This window comes from Bacteroides sp. LFL-34, from assembly GCF_027257075.1.
GTDB lineage: Bacteria > Bacteroidota > Bacteroidia > Bacteroidales > Bacteroidaceae > Bacteroides > Bacteroides ovatus.
Map to the genome: position 1 here is coordinate 68,894 of NZ_JAPQKZ010000021.1, position 17,799 is coordinate 86,692.

At 43.9% G+C, this 17,799-nt stretch carries 14 protein-coding genes; 4 read left to right on the forward strand and 10 right to left on the reverse strand.

Annotation, left to right across the window (positions count from 1 at the left end):
• Positions 1 to 13: 13 nt before the first annotated feature.
• Genes N5O98_RS14130 through N5O98_RS14170 form a run of 9 tightly spaced genes read right to left on the reverse strand, consistent with a single transcriptional unit; the run spans position 14 to position 13,350 of the window.
• The gene (locus N5O98_RS14130) at positions 14 to 1,288 is read right to left on the reverse strand and encodes an FAD-dependent oxidoreductase (protein WP_004308306.1); all 1,275 of its coding nucleotides are present in this window, start codon (positions 1,286 to 1,288) and stop codon (positions 14 to 16) included.
• Positions 1,288 to 2,664 (reverse strand): ComEC/Rec2 family competence protein, encoded by a 1,377-nt coding sequence (locus tag N5O98_RS14135; protein ID WP_022199511.1) that lies wholly within the window; start codon positions 2,662 to 2,664, stop codon positions 1,288 to 1,290. The genes N5O98_RS14130 and N5O98_RS14135 overlap by 1 nt, the downstream gene beginning before the upstream one ends.
• The gene (locus N5O98_RS14140) at positions 2,652 to 2,981 is read right to left on the reverse strand and encodes a hypothetical protein (RefSeq protein ID WP_004304776.1); all 330 of its coding nucleotides are present in this window, start codon (positions 2,979 to 2,981) and stop codon (positions 2,652 to 2,654) included. The genes N5O98_RS14135 and N5O98_RS14140 overlap by 13 nt, the downstream gene beginning before the upstream one ends.
• 17 nt (positions 2,982 to 2,998) lie before the next feature.
• Positions 2,999 to 3,952 carry a DUF6772 family protein gene (locus tag N5O98_RS14145; RefSeq protein ID WP_008651152.1) on the reverse strand — a complete coding sequence of 318 codons (954 nt, stop codon included), beginning with the start codon at positions 3,950 to 3,952 and terminating at the stop codon, positions 2,999 to 3,001.
• Between the two features lie 21 nt (positions 3,953 to 3,973).
• A complete protein-coding gene (locus tag N5O98_RS14150; protein ID WP_118161400.1) occupies positions 3,974 to 5,713 on the reverse strand; it encodes a RagB/SusD family nutrient uptake outer membrane protein in 1,740 nt (579 codons plus the stop codon).
• Between the two features lie 24 nt (positions 5,714 to 5,737).
• The gene (locus N5O98_RS14155; RefSeq protein ID WP_022199513.1) at positions 5,738 to 8,824 is read right to left on the reverse strand and encodes a SusC/RagA family TonB-linked outer membrane protein; all 3,087 of its coding nucleotides are present in this window, start codon (positions 8,822 to 8,824) and stop codon (positions 5,738 to 5,740) included.
• Between the two features lie 5 nt (positions 8,825 to 8,829).
• Complete coding sequence (locus N5O98_RS14160; protein WP_022199514.1) at positions 8,830 to 10,194, reverse strand: BACON domain-containing protein; 1,365 nt, start codon at positions 10,192 to 10,194, stop codon at positions 8,830 to 8,832.
• Positions 10,195 to 10,225: 31 nt separating this feature from the next.
• A complete protein-coding gene (locus tag N5O98_RS14165) occupies positions 10,226 to 12,016 on the reverse strand; it encodes a sodium:solute symporter family protein (protein WP_004308315.1) in 1,791 nt (596 codons plus the stop codon).
• A gap of 14 nt (positions 12,017 to 12,030) precedes the next feature.
• Positions 12,031 to 13,350: an FAD-dependent oxidoreductase gene (locus N5O98_RS14170; RefSeq protein ID WP_004308317.1), complete on the reverse strand. Its 1,320-nt coding sequence runs from the start codon at positions 13,348 to 13,350 to the stop codon at positions 12,031 to 12,033.
• Between the two features lie 330 nt (positions 13,351 to 13,680).
• On the opposite strand from N5O98_RS14170, the gene N5O98_RS14175 reads away from it, so the two are divergent.
• On the forward strand, positions 13,681 to 14,703 hold the full coding sequence (locus N5O98_RS14175; protein ID WP_118161401.1) for a LacI family DNA-binding transcriptional regulator: 1,023 nt from the start codon (positions 13,681 to 13,683) through the stop codon (positions 14,701 to 14,703).
• 148 nt (positions 14,704 to 14,851) lie between these two features.
• Here the strand turns inward: N5O98_RS14175 and N5O98_RS14180 are convergent, their stop codons facing one another.
• Positions 14,852 to 15,055 carry a hypothetical protein gene (locus N5O98_RS14180; protein ID WP_032811806.1) on the reverse strand — a complete coding sequence of 68 codons (204 nt, stop codon included), beginning with the start codon at positions 15,053 to 15,055 and terminating at the stop codon, positions 14,852 to 14,854.
• Between the two features lie 436 nt (positions 15,056 to 15,491).
• On the opposite strand from N5O98_RS14180, the gene N5O98_RS14185 reads away from it, so the two are divergent.
• The 3 genes from N5O98_RS14185 to rny all read left to right on the forward strand — a co-directional run bounded on the left by N5O98_RS14185 (position 15,492) and on the right by rny (position 17,768).
• Positions 15,492 to 15,806 carry a hypothetical protein gene (locus tag N5O98_RS14185; protein WP_004304743.1) on the forward strand — a complete coding sequence of 105 codons (315 nt, stop codon included), beginning with the start codon at positions 15,492 to 15,494 and terminating at the stop codon, positions 15,804 to 15,806.
• 11 nt (positions 15,807 to 15,817) lie between these two features.
• A complete protein-coding gene (locus N5O98_RS14190) occupies positions 15,818 to 16,108 on the forward strand; it encodes a cell division protein ZapA (RefSeq protein WP_004304741.1) in 291 nt (96 codons plus the stop codon).
• 124 nt (positions 16,109 to 16,232) lie between these two features.
• The gene (gene rny / locus N5O98_RS14195) at positions 16,233 to 17,768 is read left to right on the forward strand and encodes a ribonuclease Y (protein ID WP_004313412.1); all 1,536 of its coding nucleotides are present in this window, start codon (positions 16,233 to 16,235) and stop codon (positions 17,766 to 17,768) included.
• Positions 17,769 to 17,799 lie beyond the last annotated feature (31 nt).

The following is a 17,799-nucleotide window of genomic DNA, read 5'->3' on the forward strand; positions in this document are numbered from 1 at the left end:
ATTATGTTCTACGTTAATCGAACAGCTCTACGCCTAACGATTCAAGCCGTTTCTGCAACTCTCCCACATCGAGAGCCCGCGGAGTACAATGCTGCGACGCACTCATGGCAGCGGCAATACCAACTGCCTCTCCCATCGCCATGCAAATACTCATGACACGATAGGAAGCGTGAGCTCTGTGAGTACCCGATATGCACCGTCCCGCCACCAGAAGCCCTTCCAAGCCCAACGGGAGAAAACAACGATACGGCAAATCGTATGGTTTGCAATATTGGATGGTCGGTTCCGCCTGTCCGGCTCCGTCAGGATTATGTATATCGACAATGAACAATGCTTTATGTACCACCACATCGGCAAAACGGCAGCCTTCCGCCATTTCATCGGCATCAATCACATAGTCGCCCATCACCCTGCGGCTTTCGCGCACTCCCGTTGTTGTACCACTTCCGATCACTCTACAGTTTTCGTAACCCGGCAAATTTTCTTTCAAGAATTGAGTCAGGAGGCGTATCTGTTGCCTAAGTTCAAGATCGGCGGCGAAAATAGAGCTTACCGAAGTAATATCCACTCTATTGACTTGTGTCGTATTTACCTGACGGCAACCCGGTCTGACCGACGGATGCAAACGCACGGCAGCAAGCATCCGGGGAAGTTTGCCCTCATCGGCTTTCTTTTTACACCAATCAAGAAAACACTCGCCATTCAGTTGAACATTGTCTACATCTCCAATGCAGATAATTCCTTTCGATTCATCTACGCCGTCAATGGTGTATTCAAGGGTTACAGGCTGCATGAGTCCGTCAGCACGTCCTTTTTCTATTTTTGCACCGGCAAGAAAAGATACTATGGCATCACCGGTACAATCAATTGTAACCGCGGCTTCAAAACAGAGCGTCCCCTCGTTACTTGCACACTTAATGCCTTTTACCACCTTTCCGTCACGAATAACATCCGACACGCAACATTGCAAAAAGACATCGACGTTCTTTTCCCTGGCGACAAATTCTGCCAATGTAAGTTTTGCCTCTTCGAAATCGTGAGCATTTCCATGTTCGCCAATCCAGTCATTGTCTTTGACGCCAAGAATAGCACAAACCTCATCGCGCATCGTGTTCTTGCTTACACTACCGAGAATAGGGCCGACATACCCGGCGGTCAGGTTACCTCCGATGACTCCGTATCTTTCGATAAGGGCAACACGTGCTCCTTGCCGGGCGGCGGCTACAGCCGCACATATCCCGGCAGGACCTGCACCTGCTACTATTACATCATAATATTTTGTATTCATTATCTGCTTGTATATGGACCGGAAATAGTCTTAACAGTCATTGCCCCGTCAGAATCTGTGATTGTCACAACTCTGTATTTGTTTCCCCCATCGGTCACACGAACTACAATATGTCCATCATATCCCTTTACTCTCGCAGCCTCTTCCGCCGTAACCCGGTCGTCTACTCCGCTGGGGCGATCGCCCTGCCAGAAGTTAGTGATAAACATGTCACACGCAGGGAGTGTTGTCTCCATCGAATTCAGTATATCGGTACGGGGATGACAATCTACCCACGAATTGACAACAATCGTTTGTGGATTGAGTGCTTTCAGAGCATCTACTTGATTGGTGTTGGTTACACCGTGATGGTTAGCTTTCAAGAGTTCCACCTGACCTACTGCTTTTGCACAGGGCAGTTCGGCATCTTTCCACGCATGACTCGAACGTCCGTTATACTGAAGGTCACCACCGGCAAAGAAATCAAAGTTGCCATACGAAACTTTCATCACACAACTGGTTATATTCTCCGGCGGACAATTGTCACTGGAGGTAATGTTCTTACTGTTTTCGTATGTAATCTCCGAGAGTTCAGGGAATGTCTTCTTTGTGGTAGTGCCCGAACCTGTCCAGATCTCTCCATTCACTGCCACGTTTTGCACCTTTGCAGTAGGATACTTTGCAGGATTATACTTCTGAACGATCTGATTATTCGCCCCTGCTTTGAATATCGCAGCATCGAACTTTTGATTGGCGACATGCCATTTCACTGCATTGATATAGTTATTACAACTTGGAGCATTGTCTGCCATTGTCGCCATGTCGAACGGATAGTTATAATCGGGATAGCCACGATCAAGAAGCGTACCAATCTTGAAATTGTCGAAAATCTCGGCAAAACCTATCAACGAATAAGTATTGGAATTAGCTGATTTTGGCAAGGAAGAAGTATAACCGCCGAAGTGGTCATTATGGAAGTGGGTAAGTACGGCATAATCAATCGTACTGTTACCTGTCCATACCATACACTTACGAATGTAATCAGTTATAATCTGCGAACCACGGGTAGAAGTCAGAGTCGGATCCCAACGACTACGGATACCGGTATTGGTCGTATTACTATTAGAGTTGGTTGTAACACTCGAACTTGCGGCATCAATAAGCATTTGCGTACCATCCGGGAATATTACAAACATGCTTTCACCGGTAGTCGTATTGATGAAATGAATATCCATCACACCCTCCTGCCAGGCAGGAATCGTTTTACCTACCTCTATTTCAGTGGCAGCATCTTCCCCACCTCCATCCGGACGAATCAAAAATGAGTGAGACTCATTGGAGCTGCATCCTACAATCGCAAGGATGAACAGACTAAATATAAATATTAACCTTTGCATGCTATATGAAGATTTAAAAACATCTCTCCGCCTTCAATGCTGACGGCAAGACGAATATAATTACCAAAATTTGAATTTACCTTTATAATATGTTGGCCAAGTCCTTTGAAGATTACAGGCTCACTACCGTCGTCAGCCCAATGTATACCGTCTTGCGATAGTTGTACACGACCTTCGAATACGGGATCTCCTTCTATTTTCTCAACCATAACAAAGAATATAGCCTCATCTGCCCAACCAGCCTCGTAAGGATGAGTGAAGAAAGTACCTTTAAAGAACTTCTTTACCTCAAGATGGGAATCATTAAACATTTTCATATATTACATTCCTCCTTTTATTCTTGTGAAACAACAACAGAATCTATATAAAAGAATACACGACGATTGGTATCAGTACCCACCCAGAAAAGAGGATTGATAAGATTGTCGATGCGTCCATATCCGTCAACGGTATCAGCTGCAATGCCACGCATATCCCAAATTCTGTCCTGACATTGGAACTCTACATATTCACGAAGCTCTGTGTCAAGTTTCAGACGCATGTATTGCCAATTGAGTTTACAGTCGGTCTCATTGTAAATGAGTTTCTGATGACCATCTTTCAAATCCTTGAATCCATCGTGGTCGCCATTAGGATAACGGCGGCCGAACCACCAGGGATCGACTCCCCTCTTACACCAGTCTCCGTCAAGTCCATAAGCCCAATCGCGGTCGGTTATGTCTTCATTGGAATGTTCATACTGCCACTTCTGCATTAATTTGCCATCTACTGCATTGAGATAACGAATTCCTACATGGTAACGTTTTCCACCCTCCTGTACATCGAATCCCATACCAAAATCGCGGATGGAACTCTCATGTAAACCCGGTTGCGGACGGTCACCGCCATCCACCACATCCTGTTCCGCCGTGTATGTAAACCAACATTCTATCTGCAAATATTTGCAGCCCGGACGAGAGAACGAAAGCCGCTTAATGGCATGTCCCAGACAACCTTCCGCCGGAATCTCCGTATAAGGAGCGGCAACAGGTCTTGTCGAAAGTTTAAGAGAGTAAGTGCCGGACATAGCTCCGTGAGTGCCCGGATACCTGAAAGTAGCGGAACTAAGCATGACCGGTGGCCACTGGTCTTTATTGACCAATGTCTTGGGAACATCAAAATCGGGATATTCCGTAAAGTTAGGCATCAATGTCATCCAGCCGTTAAAGCCGGTGTTGAATACATCATAGCTCAACACCCTTTTCAATGGTTGATAGCGACTGCGCAATAAAATTTCTCCAATGCTCATAATATCATTTATTTAATAAAGTTAGTACCCTGGATTTTGAACAAGTTTGCCATTCATTATCAATACATCATCACTTGGCAATGGCCATAAATAAATCTTCTCATCATACTTACGTTCACCATGCTGGACGATATAGGTTCCGTCGGCCATCGCTTCAAAAGAAGGAAATCCGTCTTTGTCAAATGTCGGAGTCTCCGGCCAAAACCAGTTGCCTGCCGCAAAGTATTCCTTTGCCTTGTTGGCTGTACGGGTAAATCCGTACATATTGTGTCCGAAAGCATTCTCAAACTGATGCCAACGAAGCAAGTCGAAATAGCGCAGATTTTCCCATGCAAACTCCACACGACGCTCACGGCGGAGCACTTTGCGCAATGCCGTCTGATCGGTTGTCGTGATGGACGGATAGTCGTTGGTTTGTGTACGGGTGGTGCCATAAGCACGGGCACGGACATCGTTGATGCAAGCAAGGACAGTAGCGTCAATCTCCCCCAGTTCAATCTTAGCTTCGGCATACATCAACAAAACATCGGCATAACGCATGAGAATAACGGGGTTGTCGTTATACAAAGTAGTACGCCATGATTCTTGCGCGCCTTTGCGCAGGCAACAACCATTGTAAGCACAGTTGGAAGCATCCGAACCGCCTTTGGAATCTTTGTTTGTAATCATACGATTTTGCGTATAGTCCATTACTTCGAGTGCGTTTGGCGCAGGGTTCCACTCAATACCATAGATACGGCTGCCGGGAGCAGCAAATGTTTCCAGGCAACGGGGATCACGGTTGGCAAATGGAGCGTGAGGATCAAAGCCACTGCCCGGTTCATCAATCGTCTTGCCATTCGTCATTTCGTAGACAGCAAGAAGTTCCCACGAAGGTTGTGCATTATGTGTACCGCCTGCCGAACGGGCAATAAAGGAACCGATAGCCTGTGTAGTAGGTTTACCGTTTTCATCCAACTCAAGGTCGCTTGAGTGAGCAACAGAGAAGATAACTTCTTTGCTTCCTCTTGTCTTGTCGCGGAAAAGTTCTCCATAATCAGGGGCCAAGTCATATACTTCCAGATCCATACAGTCTTGCGCAGCGTTTGCGGCAGTCCCATAGTCGTGTTGATAGAGAGCGGTACGAGCCTTGTAAGCATAAGCCGTTCCTTTGTCCACACGGGTGGCGCCGCTATTATTATTTGCGACCGGTAAATTTTCTGCGGCATAGTCATAATCTTCATAAATTTGTTTCAGAACGACAGCTTTGTCGGTACGCCCCATCTCAAATGCTTCCTCCGGAGTAATCGAAGTCACGTAGAAAGGAACATCTCCCCAAAGAGTAATCAAACGTGAATAAGCAAATGCCCTGAAAAAACGGGCTTCGGCACGAAGCGTATTCAGTTCAGTGGTGGAATATTTGCCTTCAAGTTTGTCGAGTGCCTCCAAAATTCGGTTGGCACGACTAATGTTCTTATACGTGTAACTCCAAACAGTCTTGATGTTAGGATTACTTGTAGAAGACGCATTCAGTGAACCTGCCGCAATGGTATAAATGTTGGTTCGTTGCGCCCAGTCATCCGTATTACGATCCAGCGTCCAACCTTCTTCTATAACAAAGAAGGTACTGCGATAAAAATCGTTCAATGAGATTCGAACTTCCTCCGGTGACGAGAACCAGTTTTCACTGGATGCGGCTGAAGGAGGATTCAGATCGAGGTTCACACAAGAAGTTACAGATAGAAGAGCTATCATGCAAATCAATACATGTATTTTTTTCATATTATGTAATTTTTTCATACTCCATTAGAATTTGATATCCACTCCAAATGTATAAGTGCGTGTGATATAGGTAGAAGCGCCTGCTTCAGGGTCCCATCCCGAAAGATAACTATCAAAGCAGTATGGATCATCGATATTGACGTACACCCGAAGTCCCTTGATTCCGACTTTAGAGACGATTTTTTTAGGAACTGTATAGCCAACGTTGATATTCTTTATACGCATATAGGCACTACTCTTGAGCCAGTAATCCGACATTTTGTAGTTGTTGTATTCACCGCCCTGATGGCTCAAACGGGGATAGCTGGCTGCCGCGTTCTGCTCTGCAGTGTTATACACACTCCAATAATTACGGCTGCCATTGTCGTTCAGAAGGACTGACGGAGCCGGAAGCCATTGTCCCTGCATGGGGCGAATCATACTTTCGGTGAGGCGTGAAAGTTGTTTCCCGACACCATTGAAGAGTAAGGAGAAGGAGAGACCTTTCCAGCCCAAACTAATAGAACCTCCATATAGATAGTGTGGCAATGAGCTGCCAAGCACTACACGGTCGTATGTCTCATTGATAATTCCGTCAGGAGTGCCGTCCGGACCGCTGACATCTACATATTTCACATCACCCGGTTTGGTAGAAGCCGAAAGCAGAGCGCTTTCACTGACTTCCTCTGCGGTCTGGAATAAACCAGCAGTCTTATATCCATACCAGGAGTTATATTCTGCGCCTTCGGTAATAATGGTACCATCGCTGTTAAACTGCTGCCTGCCATTAAGATTATCTATTATAGACTTGTAATCAGAGATATTAAAACTTACTGCATAAGTTACATCTCCGATACGATCAGACCAGCCGAGTTTCACCTCCCAACCACGGGTGTGCATTTTACCTACGTTCCTGTCAGGTGCCGAATAACCTGTAAACGACGGGATTGCCACCGACAAGAGCATATCTGTTGTCTTCTTATAATAATAGTCTGCGCTAAAGTCAAGACGATTGTTAAAGAAAGCGGCATCCACACCTATATCCCAGCTCTGTGTTTTCTCCCAATGGATATTCTCATACGCATAATCCTGTTGAGCGGCAGACATCGATGATTGGGGCGTAGAACCTGCACTGTCATACATAATGGCATTATTGAACGATATGTATGTCTGGTAAGGATAATTTCCAATCCGCTCGTTACCGAGCGTACCGATAGAGGCACGGAACTTCAGATAGTTTATCGGGGTTATGTTTTGCATGAACTTCTCGTTAGAGATGACCCAACCCACCGATGCGGACGGGAAGAATCCCCAACGGTGATCCTTGTGAAAACGTGAAGATCCGTCTTCACGAGCATTGAGCTGGAGGTAGTAACGGCTGTCGTAATTATACATGACACGGCCAAAAAATGAACGGTATGCATTCTGATAAGAATTGCCGGCTACGGCAAGAGCATTCTTGTTCGCCAAATCAAGATAAGGGAAAGAAGACAAAGATATATCGTTGGTCGATCCCGACATCGTTTCATACGTATAACTATAATCTTCATAACCGACCATGGCATTGAAGTTATGTACCTTGCTAAAGGTCTTGTCGTATGTAGCGATGAATTGTTTCTCCAATGATTTGATGTTACGGCGTTCTTCACTTAACGAATTGGAAGTATATCCTGAAACATATCCCAGCATAACATCGGTTTCGTATGCATCGTAAACAGGTATGGCTTTCTTCATCTCCTTGATCGAAACAGTTCCGACGGTAGGAGTCAGATTGGCAGTAAGGGTCAAATCTTTTATGGGCTTATAGCTCAACGAGAATTTACCGGTCATTGTGTTGGATACAGTCTTCTTCTCTCCGCCTTCCAATAAGGCGGCAAGCGTATTGCTAAGACTGCCGTCTTTACCGGGACCTACACGGCCGTCCGGATAAAGTCCCAAATAAATGGAAGGATACATATAAGCTGCACGAATCGGACTACCGGAAGTCGGGTCATTTTTCGTGGCATAACGTACCGAGAAATCGATAGAACCGGAGAGCTTATCGCTAATCTTGAGATTATTACGCGAACGGATAGAGATTCTTTCGTGGTTTGAACCTTTATAGATAGCGTCGGCATTTTCGTAGGTAGCGGAAGTGTGGCTCTTGATTACCTTGTTGCCATACGTCATGGTCAAGTTGTGCTTATGGCGCATAGCGGTATTCGAAAGAATAGCGTCTTTCCAATCATAGATAGGATATTGAATGGGATCATACCTGTTGTTGGTAGCATAGTTGTCGATGTAGTCCTGTGAATAGTTGGCAAACTCGCCTCCCGCAGGATTACCGGCATCGTTCCACGACCATTCGTTATACATTGTCATGTAGTGATAAGGGTCTGTCAGGAATTTCGGAAATTCGGTAGGAGAAGACAACGAAATCTCTCCGTTATAACCGATCGAAAGCTGTCCCTCGGTTGCCTCCTTAGTCGTTATCAAGATAACACCGGCAGCAGCACGGGCACCATAGATGGATGCAGAAGCTGCATCTTTAAGTACAGTAATCTGCTGTACGTCTTCGCTTGCTATATTGTCGAGGCTACTGACCATCATACCATCGACAAGGATAAGCGGACTCGAATCAGACATTGTTGTCACACCACGCACCTGAACCGTAGCACTCGCTCCCGGCATACTGCTCGAACGGGTAACCGTCAGTCCCGGAATCAGTCCTTGCAAAGATTGTGAAAGTTGAGACGTGCTCTGTTTCTCGATAAGCGAACTGTTGATTACACCGACCGCACCTGTAAGATCTTTCTTCTTTACAGATCCATAGCCGATAACAACCGTCTCTTCAAGTTGTACAGCATCCTCTTTAAGTTTTATATTTACTACACTTTTACCATCCCATACCACAGTCTCGGTCACATAACCAAGATAACGGAATTCTATTGTATGGCCTGATTCAGCGCCATTGAGCGCATACTTTCCCGACATATCGGAGGTAGTACCTTTTGCATTGTCTTTATCGTGGATCACCACTCCGACAAGAGGACCATTGGCATCGCTAACGACACCCTTCATTACATTCTGTGCAAAAGCCAGATTGATTTGCAGGAAACATGCCAATAACAGGCTTAATATACTTTTTTTCATACTCTTTATTCTACGATTTCAAGCAATACATGTTGGTTATACTCTTTGATTGCCGCACCTGTTTCAGGATTACTCGGATGTTGCGCTGAAAAACGTGTCTGGCCGCTTGCATGTGTCCAGTCGATATACTTTCCAGCGAATTTGGCGCCATTAAGACATAAACGACCTGCCTGTCCGAATCTTAACACAATCTCATCCATATCCTTAGTCGTGGTAAATACTCCTTCGGCAGGGATATATGCGCCATTGTTACTGCTATCGAGCAACATTCCCGCAAAGTTGTAGGTAATAGTCACCGAGTAATTGATAGGTGCACCCGACAGTGTCTCTGTCGCACTTTCCTGAAGAGTCGAAGTCGGAAGAGCCGGTTTCCATTCTTCTCCATCCTTGAATTCGATCATCCAGTAGTTGGAACACATCGTTCCTAATTTGGTCACAAAATAGAAGTGTATCTTGGTACCGGCAGGAATGGTCGTACCTTTCATATCCCCATAGACATACCAATAATCACCCGGAATAGCTCCTGATACATACGGGTCACCATTAGCACCCACGGCACGGCTGCATACGACTTTCTGCTCTACATAACCTGTCCGGTCACATGCCCAATACTCAATCTTACCACTTCCGGCACTCGGAGCAATATACTTGCCATTGGTTCCCGGGAATACCGATTGTGCCTCATCATCAGCAAATGTTCCACTTGTGTTGGCAGTTAAACTCTTCAAGTCCCAATCAGCCAAAATGCCCGAGAAAGCATCTTGTACAAGAGTATAGGTATAGTCTGTATCATCCTGGATGGTTACCGTTACTTTAATTGTCCGTTTGGCAAATGTCTTGTTCTCCGGGAAAGTAAGTTTAATATCACATTCGCCTACCCCATTTGCAGGAGAAACGGTCACATCCGCATCTGCACATACAGCCTTCCACTCCTTATCGCCAAAGACTTTGAATGAGGATTCTGTTGTAGTTGCGTCAATCGATTCGGTGATAGGACTGATACCTTTCGGAACAATCATTTTTTGGGTAATAACCAGCTTTAGAGGAGTTACATCATCGCCAATGAAACGAATGGTACCGACACGTGAACTAGTCGATGAATTTTCAGAGACTTTGATTGTAAACTTAGTAATCTCACCTTGTGTCTCATGCGAATCAACAACTGCCCAATGGCTATCGCTTCCATCGGTCTGGCAATCGTTATTGACTCTGTAATAGACATTAGATGAAAGGTCAACAGTGAAAAGTCCACCTTCTGCTTCTACATCAAGTGTCTTTGTCGCGAGTGTCATATACGGATCATCCGAGTTATGACAAGATGCAAAAAGCACAAGCGACACACTTGCAAACAATAACATCTTTAGATTCATTTGATTAGTATTTAGGGTTATTAATAATTGACTAGCTAGACATTTTCAGACGTCTTGCATATATAATTCTGTATATCACATAAGCAAGTATCATGGCAATCATCAGTATGATACTTCCTATCACAATTCCTTTGACCGCAAGGGTCTTCGGATCTCCAGCAATAAGCAGACCTGTCAGTAAGAGCGCAACGACACCAATGGTAATACAGAAGCAGTTAACAGCCAAATGCGAATAGATTAATACCGCTTTCTTCTCCTTTAATGTCGGTTCGCGATCGGCTTCAGGATCAGTATATTCACAAATGGCTTGATAACCATTGTCTTCATACTTTTTACGTGCCGACCAAACTTCCATAATTGCAAGGATAAGTACAGGAAGTACACAACCGGCAACTGACTCTATAAGGCTTGGACTAATAACGGAGGCGGGAATTATGACGCGAGCCATAATACCAACGAGCCAGGTAAGAATCATTGCAGAAATAAGTTGGTTGCCTGTCAGCCGCTTCGAGAACAGTCCCCATATTGACGGAATGTATAAAGGACACATCACCATAGTAAGAAGAGTTACTACCACCTTTTCGGCACCTCCGGCAAAAGGAATGAGCATTGACAAAGCGATAATCACAAGTCCAAAGACAAATGTGAAGAGACGTCCTACCTTGATACGCTTTTTCTCATTTGCCTGACGGTTTTTCTCTTTGTGTCCCCAAATATCATAAGTATATACATTGGCATATACATTCAAAATACCCGAAACATTACTCAATGTGGCCGATAGCATCGCTGCCAACATCATGCCGACCATTCCTTTCATGAGCACGAGTTTGCTCATATTCACATAAGCGTGTTCGCCGTTGAAAGTCATTGTGGTTGCATCCAAATCAAGCGCAAGTCCGGGTTCCATCACACGATAAATCATGGTAGGAAGATACCAGATGAGAGGAGTGACGATATAAAGAATTCCGATTAAATAAGTACTCTTTTTTGCGTCTCTTGTAGTAGGCACGCTTATGTATCGCTGTACAAACGGCCAGTCGCCGCCAATCATAGAAACATTGAGAAATATCCACAGTAAAAGCCACCCCCATGTATAGGTCGGAGATGTGCCCGAGAAGAATCCCGGTATCTCACTGGCCTTATCAATAAATGCACTTACGCCTCCTACCGCGTTAAATGAAAGAGGTATCATAAATACAACCACGGCCAGAAGTACTCCGAACTGAATTACATCAGTCATTAGTACCGCAAGAAATCCTCCGGCAATGGTGTATCCAAGAGCGATGGCACCAAGGATAAGAAGCGCCCACCAAATACTTAGGTAACCCATCGGTGAATCACCCATCATACCCGTACTTGCAAAAATACTGCCACCATCAACTTTGATTAATGCACACATCACAACCGCTACCGCATACAGAGACACTGCCGTATGCACCGCACGGGCTATAATTCCTGAAATTGTGTAAAAACTCACCGTGCGGTGTCCAAACCGGATAGTAAGGAACTCTCCCGGCGATTTAATACGTAGCTCCCGCCATTTGCCCGAGATCCATTTACCGACAATAAACGATGCTATGCCAAGACAAAGTGCAACAACTACCGCAACAAGTCCCGATTTATAAGCAACGCCTCCCCAAACGACAAAGGTACTTGCCGAGAAGATAGTCATGTAGGAAGAGACTCCCGACAGCCACCACGAAGAATTTCGCCCGGCAATAAACATATCTTCGGAGTTTTTGATTTTCCGGGACATCACAACACTCACGGCAATCAGTCCGAGAAAGTAGAGTAAAATAATAATATAATCTAACTGTTCCATATTCTGGTTCTTCTTTATATAATTGCTCCAAGTTTCTTCAATTCCTCTATGAGATTGTGAATATCAGCCTTTTGTACGGTCACACCTGCCTTTATACATTGTGCGGCTGCCACTCCTGCGGCTTGTCCTACCCCCATACAACTTGCCTGAACGCGAAGTGACGCAAAGGAAGTCTTATCAGCACTAATACAGCGTCCCGCTACGAGCAGATTCGAAAAATCTTCAGCTATAAGAGCGCGATAAGGTACATACGCCGCTTTTTTAAGGAAAGTCACGCTCTGTTCCGCACCTGCTGCCACATGGATATCTATAGGATGTGCGCCGCGTGATATGCTATCAGGATATTTATAAGCATTCACATATTCTTCTGCTGTAATGGTATGTACACCTTTGATACGACGTGTCTCACGAATACCGGCATGTACGGCGACGGTCGTCACATAACTGTTTTTAAACTCTTCAAAGTTCTCTTTAAAGATTCGTGCTATTTTAAATACGTCTTCCCGTAAGCGACATTCCGCTGCGGTAAAATTTCTATTATCAATGGCATTTCCTGCAGTACGGGTCATATTAACCGTTACTTCGCCCGGACGAAGAGTGGTGCAAAACCAAGGACCTCCGAATTCGGGGATACCAAGCTTCTCTTTCATTGCCAAAAGTTTCTCACGAACTGCAATGCAATGACAATTCTGCCCTTGTTTATTATGGTGCATGGCATCAATTATCATGGGCGAATCTGTATCCACACCGCCTAATATAAAATAAGTGGAAAGAGGTTGCAGCGGTTTACATTCATCTGTTTGCATCGGAACACCCGCCATAGCGGCAAGGTCACCATCCCCAGTGCAGTCGATATACATATCGGCACTAATGGCCTCTGTCCCATTCTTATTCTCAAAGAGGATACAGGATATTTTGCCGTCTTTTGCCTGACAACCGCTTAAGTAAGAGTGCATATACATATCCACGCCGGCTTCCAGCATCATTTGCTGGCATAAAAGCTTGTAAAGCTCCGGATCAAAAGCTACATTGCCAAGAGGTTTCTCAATGATACAGCCTCCCATCTTCTCCAGCCGTTCGATAAATTCCCATGGAATACCGCCTATCACCTTTTCACTATTATAGGTGAAAACACTCAAAGGAGTAACAAGCCCCATTGTAGCCATTCCACCTAAAAACCCATATTGTTCCACAACAGCAGTTTTCGCACCACTGCGAGCAGCCGCAATGGCCGCAATGAAACCAGCTGGCCCACCACCGCAGACAACTACATCATAGTTGCCCACAATTGGAACCCGTTTCGAAATTTCTATACTTCGTACTTTCTTGTCCATGACCGTTTTTTATCCTTTAATTATTACCAATTCAAATAGATGGTAAACTTTGATGTGCTTTCGACCGCACTTATAAGAAAAGAGGTGTGTTTTCATAGTTCTTTTTCTTTAGTTCGACATCATGTTGATGTAGCAAAGATAAAGAACAAGAGCTTGAAAAAAAGTTTTTTCCTAACTCTTTTGCCTGCAAACGATTGCGGGAACGTTCCCAAAATCTGCAAACGTTACAAAAGCATTACACAAAGGCAAATGGGATTCGTATTTTACTCCAATATTAGGATTTATTGTTTGAAATCAATATCTTTGCTTTGATTTAAACAATCATTCAGCATGAAGTATATAACCATAAAAGACATCGCTCGACATTTGTCAATATCCGTCTCCACTGTATCTCGTGCATTGGGAGATGACAAGAATATCCGTAAAGAAACGAAAGAAAAGGTGATAGAAGCAGCTAAAAGATTGGGATATAGACCCAACCCTGTAGCAATCAACCTTAAATACGGACATACCAATACCGTGGGAGTGATCGTTCCTGAAATGGTTACGCCGTTTGCTTCACGAGTAATAAACGGCATACAAGAAGTGCTTCACACCAAAAATATAAAGGTGATTATTGCAGAGTCGGGAGGAGATCCGGAAAAAGAAAAAGAGAACCTGCAACTGATGGAAGGATTCATGGTGGATGGCATCATCATCTGTCTTTGCAGTTATAAAAGGAATAAGGAGGAATATGCTCGTTTGCAGCAAGCGGGAATGCCTATGGTGTTCTATGATCGTATTCCCTATGGACTTGAAGTCCCGCAGGTAATAGTGGACGATTATATGAAGTCATTCTTTCTTGTAGAAAGTCTGATCCGAAGCGGACGCAAACAGATTGTTCATATACAGGGACCGGACGATATTTACAACTCCATAGAACGTGTCAGAGGATACAAAGACGCTTTGGCTAAATTCGGGATTCCTTTTGATAAGAATAATATGCTGATAAAAACCGGTATGACTTTTGAAGAAGGGAAAAAAGCTGCGGATATATTAGTGGAAAGAAATATTCCTTTCAATGCTATTTTCGCTTTTACGGAAACATTGACCATTGGAGCTATGAACAGATTGAGGGAACTTGGGAAAAAAATACCCGAAGAAATCGCCGTAGCCAGTTTTTCAGGAACTGAACTTTCCAACATAGTCTATCCCAAATTGACTACAGTAGAACCGCCTTTGTACCAGATGGGGAGAAAAGCTGCCGAACTTATTTTAGAGAAAATCAAAGATCCGGCATCTCCCAATCATTCAATCGTGTTGGATGCGGAAATCAAAATGCGTGCATCGACGCCACGTTTGGAGGTATATTAATGACTTATCTACCAGATATTATATCTTAATACTTTCCTGAAAAACATACCGAAGTTACAAAAGTTTGCTGAATAGTAATCTTATACGATACCAACAAAAAAAGAAGAATTCAGATTTATACAGTTTTGAATCATTCAATGCTCTTTCTCTATAATACGTCCAATTCTTCCAGCTCCTTCACTTTTCTTCTGTATGGCCGATAAACAAGCAGTTTGTAGGTGAATAGCCGCCCCTTCACCTGCTCTTCATCGTGAATCAAATCAAATTGCAGCCTCCAGATTCCACCATTGAGTAAAATTAGTAAAGCTATTTCGTAATTAGTTTCAACCTTGTTTGAAACTAAAAGTTTCAAGGCGGGAAACACTTTGTTTCAAGTAGCGAAACGAAGTGTTTCTCGGTGTGAAACAGATTGTTTCAAGCCTTGAAACTATTTTTGAAACTACTCGCTACAGGTGAAGAGATGGTGAAATTGTTACTCTTCACCCGCAAACTCCTTATTCATCGAAGAGACAGAGAAAAGGTGAAAGAAGAAATAGAAAGATTGAAAATAAATACCCAGTAGAAAAATTTAATCGATTTTGTAATGATTCAGAATCGTACAAAAATGAATGACAATTCATTTTCAATTACTAATTCGCATTAATTTAAAATATACCATAATATTATAAGCAGTCTGTATTTGCTTCCTATGCAATACTCTACTTTTCCCTCCGTTCATAGCTAATTTAGGCTAAAAAGAACATTTTCTCCCGAAAAGTTTTTGTAATATCAGAGTTAATCGTATTTTTGTGTACAATTTTGGTGTAGTGATGACAGAAGAAGAAAAAAAGTTATTGAATTCCTTTGAAACGCAACTACGGCATTTGATTTATTTGCACGATGAACTTAAGCGTGAAAATGCCGAGTTGAAGAAGCTTCTCGAAAATGAAAAGCTGAAAAACGAGAAGGTACAAGCTCAATACGATGAATTGGAAGTCAGCTATACAAACCTAAAAACAGCTACGGCAATCAGCCTTAACGGCAGCGACGTAAAAGAGACGAAGCTGCGATTGTCAAAATTAGTGCGTGAAGTCGATAAATGCATCGCTTTGTTGAATGAATAAGAAGAAGATGTATGAACGATAAAATAAAGATAAACCTGCAGATAGCAGACTCAAACTACCCGTTAACCATCAACCGTGAGGAAGAACAAATGGTACGGGAAGCCGCCAAGCAGGTAAATATCAGGCTTAATAAGTATCGGGAAGTCTATAAAAATCTGGAACCCGAAAAAATTATTGCCATGGTAGCCTATCAGTTCTCGTTAGAGAGACTGCAATTGATGCAACGTAATGATACCAGCCCCTATGTGGAGAAGGTAAAAGAACTGACAGAATTGCTGGAGGATTATTTTAAGGAAGAATAAATCCCCGACCGGCTATTCGCTGATAAGAGATAAAACAACCACGCACTGCACAATATCCAAGCAAAAATAATTGCTTTGATATTTGGCGGTGCGTTTTTATTTATATACTTAAATTAAATGTAGAATGATAGCAATAATAGCAACAGCAATTGCTTGCTTCATCGTAGGAGGAGTCCTTTCATATATACTATTCCGGTATGTACTGAAATCCAAATACGACAATGTCCTGAAAGAAGCGGAGACGGAAGCGGAAGTAATTAAGAAAAACAAGCTGCTGGAAGTGAAGGAGAAATTCCTGAATAAGAAAGCGGACCTTGAAAAGGAGGTAGCATTGCGGAATCAGAAGATTCAGCAAGCGGAAAACAAGTTGAAGCAACGTGAAATGGTACTTAGCCAGCGTCAGGAAGAAATCCAACGTAAAAAGATGGAAGCCGAAGCGGTAAAAGAGAATCTGGAAGCGCAACTTGTGATTGTTGACAAGAAAAAAGAAGAACTCGATAAACTGCAACAGCAGGAAATCGATAAACTGGAAGCAATCTCCGGATTGTCTGCCGAAGAGGCCAAAGAACGCCTGGTAGAATCACTGAAGGAAGAAGCTAAAACGCAGGCACAATCATTCATCAACGACATTATGGATGATGCTAAATTAACTGCCAGCAAAGAAGCCAAACGTATCGTTATCCAGTCTATCCAACGGGTGGCTACGGAAACTGCCATTGAAAACTCTGTTACAGTATTCCATATCGAATCGGATGAAATCAAGGGACGTATTATCGGACGTGAAGGACGTAATATCCGTGCTCTGGAAGCTGCTACCGGTGTTGAAATCGTTGTAGACGATACCCCGGAAGCAATCGTTCTTTCTGCCTTCGACCCGGTTCGCCGTGAAATTGCCCGTTTGGCCCTGCATCAGCTTGTGACTGACGGACGTATCCATCCGGCCCGTATCGAAGAGGTGGTAGCTAAAGTACGCAAACAGGTGGAAGAAGAAATTATCGAAACGGGTAAACGTACTACCATCGACTTGGGTATCCACGGTCTGCATCCTGAATTGATCCGTATCATCGGTAAGATGAAATATCGTTCTTCATACGGTCAGAACTTGTTGCAGCATGCACGCGAAACAGCCAATCTTTGTGCTGTGATGGCATCAGAACTGGGACTGAACCCGAAGAAAGCAAAACGTGCAGGTTTGCTGCATGATATTGGTAAAGTGCCTGATGAAGAACCGGAATTGCCGCACGCATTGTTGGGTATGAAACTTGCCGAGAAATACAAAGAAAAACCGGATATCTGCAACGCTATCGGTGCTCACCATGACGAAACAGAAATGACCAGTCTGCTGGCTCCTATCGTACAGGTTTGTGACGCCATCTCCGGTGCACGTCCGGGCGCACGCCGCGAAATCGTAGAGGCTTATATCAAGCGTCTGAACGATCTCGAACAGCTGGCAATGGCTTATCCGGGTGTAACAAAGACGTATGCTATCCAGGCAGGACGCGAACTCCGCGTTATCGTTGGTGCAGATAAGATTGACGACAAGCAGACAGAAAGCCTGTCAGGTGAAATCGCCAAGAAGATCCAGGATGAAATGACTTATCCGGGACAAGTGAAGATTACCGTCATCCGTGAAACACGTGCGGTAAGTTTCGCTAAATAACGTAACGATTCAAAAGAAGATTCATATAAGG

Bases quoted from the DNA above. Each gene is read 5' to 3' on its own strand.
- N5O98_RS14130 (WP_004308306.1), bottom strand. From the start codon at position 1,288: ATGAATACAAAATATTATGATGTAATAGTAGCAGGTGCAGGTCCTGCC.
- N5O98_RS14135 (WP_022199511.1), bottom strand. From the start codon at position 2,664: ATGCAAAGGTTAATATTTATATTTAGTCTGTTCATCCTTGCGATTGTA.
- N5O98_RS14140 (WP_004304776.1), bottom strand. From the start codon at position 2,981: ATGAAAATGTTTAATGATTCCCATCTTGAGGTAAAGAAGTTCTTTAAA.
- N5O98_RS14145 (WP_008651152.1), bottom strand. From the start codon at position 3,952: ATGAGCATTGGAGAAATTTTATTGCGCAGTCGCTATCAACCATTGAAA.
- N5O98_RS14150 (WP_118161400.1), bottom strand. From the start codon at position 5,713: ATGAAAAAAATACATGTATTGATTTGCATGATAGCTCTTCTATCTGTA.
- N5O98_RS14155 (WP_022199513.1), bottom strand. From the start codon at position 8,824: ATGAAAAAAAGTATATTAAGCCTGTTATTGGCATGTTTCCTGCAAATC.
- N5O98_RS14160 (WP_022199514.1), bottom strand. From the start codon at position 10,194: ATGAATCTAAAGATGTTATTGTTTGCAAGTGTGTCGCTTGTGCTTTTT.
- N5O98_RS14165 (WP_004308315.1), bottom strand. From the start codon at position 12,016: ATGGAACAGTTAGATTATATTATTATTTTACTCTACTTTCTCGGACTG.
- N5O98_RS14170 (WP_004308317.1), bottom strand. From the start codon at position 13,350: ATGGACAAGAAAGTACGAAGTATAGAAATTTCGAAACGGGTTCCAATT.
- N5O98_RS14175 (WP_118161401.1), top strand. From the start codon at position 13,681: ATGAAGTATATAACCATAAAAGACATCGCTCGACATTTGTCAATATCC.
- N5O98_RS14190 (WP_004304741.1), top strand. From the start codon at position 15,818: ATGAACGATAAAATAAAGATAAACCTGCAGATAGCAGACTCAAACTAC.
- rny (WP_004313412.1), top strand. From the start codon at position 16,233: ATGATAGCAATAATAGCAACAGCAATTGCTTGCTTCATCGTAGGAGGA.